At 37.6% G+C, this 2,433-nt stretch carries 3 protein-coding genes; all 3 read right to left on the bottom strand.

The window, feature by feature from the left end; translation table 11 throughout:
- Positions 1–41: 41 nt before the first annotated feature.
- The 3 genes from NJ959_RS28560 to NJ959_RS28570 are packed head-to-tail and all read right to left on the bottom strand — an operon-like array spanning position 42 to position 2,141.
- Complete coding sequence (locus tag NJ959_RS28560) at positions 42–740, bottom strand: hypothetical protein (RefSeq protein WP_254015146.1); 699 nt, start codon at positions 738–740, stop codon at positions 42–44.
- Complete coding sequence (locus NJ959_RS28565; RefSeq protein WP_254015147.1) at positions 733–1,170, bottom strand: hypothetical protein; 438 nt, start codon at positions 1,168–1,170, stop codon at positions 733–735. Before NJ959_RS28565 ends, NJ959_RS28560 begins: the two co-directional genes overlap by 8 nt.
- A gap of 59 nt (positions 1,171–1,229) precedes the next feature.
- A complete protein-coding gene (locus tag NJ959_RS28570; RefSeq protein WP_254015148.1) occupies positions 1,230–2,141 on the bottom strand; it encodes a hypothetical protein in 912 nt (303 codons plus the stop codon).
- Positions 2,142–2,433: the final 292 nt, after the last annotated feature.

Here is a 2,433-nt window from a genome sequence, read left to right on the forward strand (position 1 = left end):
GGTGAAGTCTCAGAAGGGTATTTGAGTAAGTTTTGAATTGATTATACTGAAGGTATATTATTAGTAGCTGTAGCAATTATTTTTAATAGTAAATGGTGACACCGGAATTCAGTAGGATATGACTTTCCCGGAGGAACTACTCGCTGGTGATCCGAGGTTTTGTGATCGCGAGTTAGAAAATCGGGATGATCATTTAATGTGCATGGTATTTTGGTTTCAATATTGGTAAAAGCTTTGTCAGGATCACCAGAAAAAAGATAACCCAGCATTCCTCCCTGACTAGAAAATGGTGCATATCTACAAGTTATAAAGTTTTCATTGATCTCTTTTATATAGTCACCTACTGCGCCATCTGTTTCCAACACTTTAGCTTCTAAAGGCCAAATAATTCTTTCATTCTCATAGAGAATAAATGCAATGTCATACTGTGGAGGTTGCGCTTGTGCTGATTTGCTGGTTTCAAATTCATAAACTTCATGTTGAACATAAAAGAAATGACAGTCCGTCATTTTTTTATGAATTCTGCGCTCAAGAGATTGAGTGATACTCCTTTCTAGCTGCTCCTTTGCTTCATCACAGTTAATTTGTGATAGAACTTCAGAAACCAGCAAATCATATCCTTCCCAGACAAATTTTAAAAGATTTGTTATTGCATCTGGCTTCCATTTTTTTGCCAATTCAACAAAATCCGGTGTATCTTTCCAGCGGACTTCTGGAATTGTTTTACCTCTTTTAAGCATTATATGACTCCTCTATCACCTGAGATTTTTCATCAAATGTTGTTCGCCACGTCATAATATCTGCGGCTACTTTATCAGCATCTCTTAAAGCCATAGAACGAGTCCAATAACGAATTTTGTCAGGTTTGATTAAATAAATAGTAGGAATTTTCACCCCATTCAATTCTACTGAATCATAAATCCTGGCAACACGCTGATAAAAGATGCCACCATCTTCTATACTTCCTCTTTCCAGATACAACTTATTTAAGTTTTCCAAGCGTTCCATTAAATCAGGGGAGTCAATAGGTTTAATATGAACACCTTCAGAATCAGGTTTATTAAGATAAATAGCAACTAAGCGAACAGGAAGAAGAGTGTTAGTTTGTTCCTGAAATATGGTGGCGCAAACTTGTTTATCTTGTCCAAATCCTGCTTTAAGAACTCGCAAAAAATACTCACAATATGCCGTAAGTTCAGGTTCAGTATTATTCTGAGATTGACTATTATCTATACGGTGAGTTCTTCTTCGGTAGCACCTTTACCTGGGAATAAATCACCATTGAACTTGCCGTTGAGCCAACGGAAAAACTGATAAGTATCTCTATGATTTCTTAATATGTCAGCTAAACGAGAGTATTTAGCCGATAATAATTTCTCAGTTGTATACAAGTAATCCAGTAAAGTTGTATTTAAGGCAGGATTACCTTCAGAATCTTGACGGTCAAAAAGGAATTGAATAAAAATAATTCTTGCTAATAAATCATGAATCGTGTCATCATCAAGTTTATTTATTTGAAGACTTTCCCGAACACTTTTCAGATTTTTCAGTAGCATCTGGTCAGCGGCTTGTTTTCGTTGAAATCGCTGGCTATGTTCTTGAAAAAATTGACCTGATACTAAATCAGCCCAGTGTAACCGCAATGTTTCAGCAGCTTGACCTGAAATAGATAACTGATTAAATGACTCAATTTCCTGTTTAGAAACATTAACTACAGGATTGATAATATCATCTTCTTTTGGAGGTTCTTCATAGCACGTCCAAATTCTTAAGCGATTAGGTTCTGTTGTAATTAGTGATGGTGTACGAGAAAAACTCCAAGCAAGTTGATAAGTTTTTCTGAGTGTGTCTTCTGATATTTCTGTGGGAAAGTCGCACACCAGAGCAATGGGTGTTTCTGTTGAGTCACCTTGAGGATTTGCCGACAGCACACCTATTTGCACGCCATCACCATCTGAAAGTTTGCTGATAGTTCTACTTAGTTTTTCCCTAGCAATTCGTGCATAAACACTTGGACCAGCACCAGATGGCTCCAAAATTTCTTGTGGAGTTGGCCAGTGAAGCTTTTCATGTGCTAGTTCCAGTAGTTCAGACTGTGACATTCCGTTCCAGACTGTGACATCCCGTTTTTTACGCTGCATTAAAGTATATTTTCACATTTCAACCATCACATTGTGGTATCGCTCTTTTCCTGTCAAATTCTACCAAAGAAAGCGAATCATCCTGTGATAACAACAACATAAACCGCTTCCCCTACCCGAAATAAACAACTCCGGTTGTTGTTCCTTCAGTTGTTTCAGCGTTTCACAGGCAATATCAAAACTTATCCCCGTAGACAGCCAATAAACCAAAGCAGCCAGTTCTACCAGATTAGACCAAGACTGTTAAGGTATGTTCGATAAGTTGAACCTGCTCTGTTGCTGGGATTGCTTT

Origin of the sequence: Limnofasciculus baicalensis BBK-W-15, assembly GCF_024178385.1 — a bacterium.
In the GTDB taxonomy this organism is placed as follows: domain Bacteria; phylum Cyanobacteriota; class Cyanobacteriia; order Cyanobacteriales; family Coleofasciculaceae; genus Limnofasciculus; species Limnofasciculus baicalensis.

Excerpts from the sequence above, each read along its gene's own strand:
- NJ959_RS28560 (WP_254015146.1), bottom strand. The coding sequence starts at position 740 with ATGCTTAAAAGAGGTAAAACAATTCCAGAAGTCCGCTGGAAAGATACA.
- NJ959_RS28570 (WP_254015148.1), bottom strand. The coding sequence starts at position 2,141 with ATGCAGCGTAAAAAACGGGATGTCACAGTCTGGAACGGAATGTCACAG.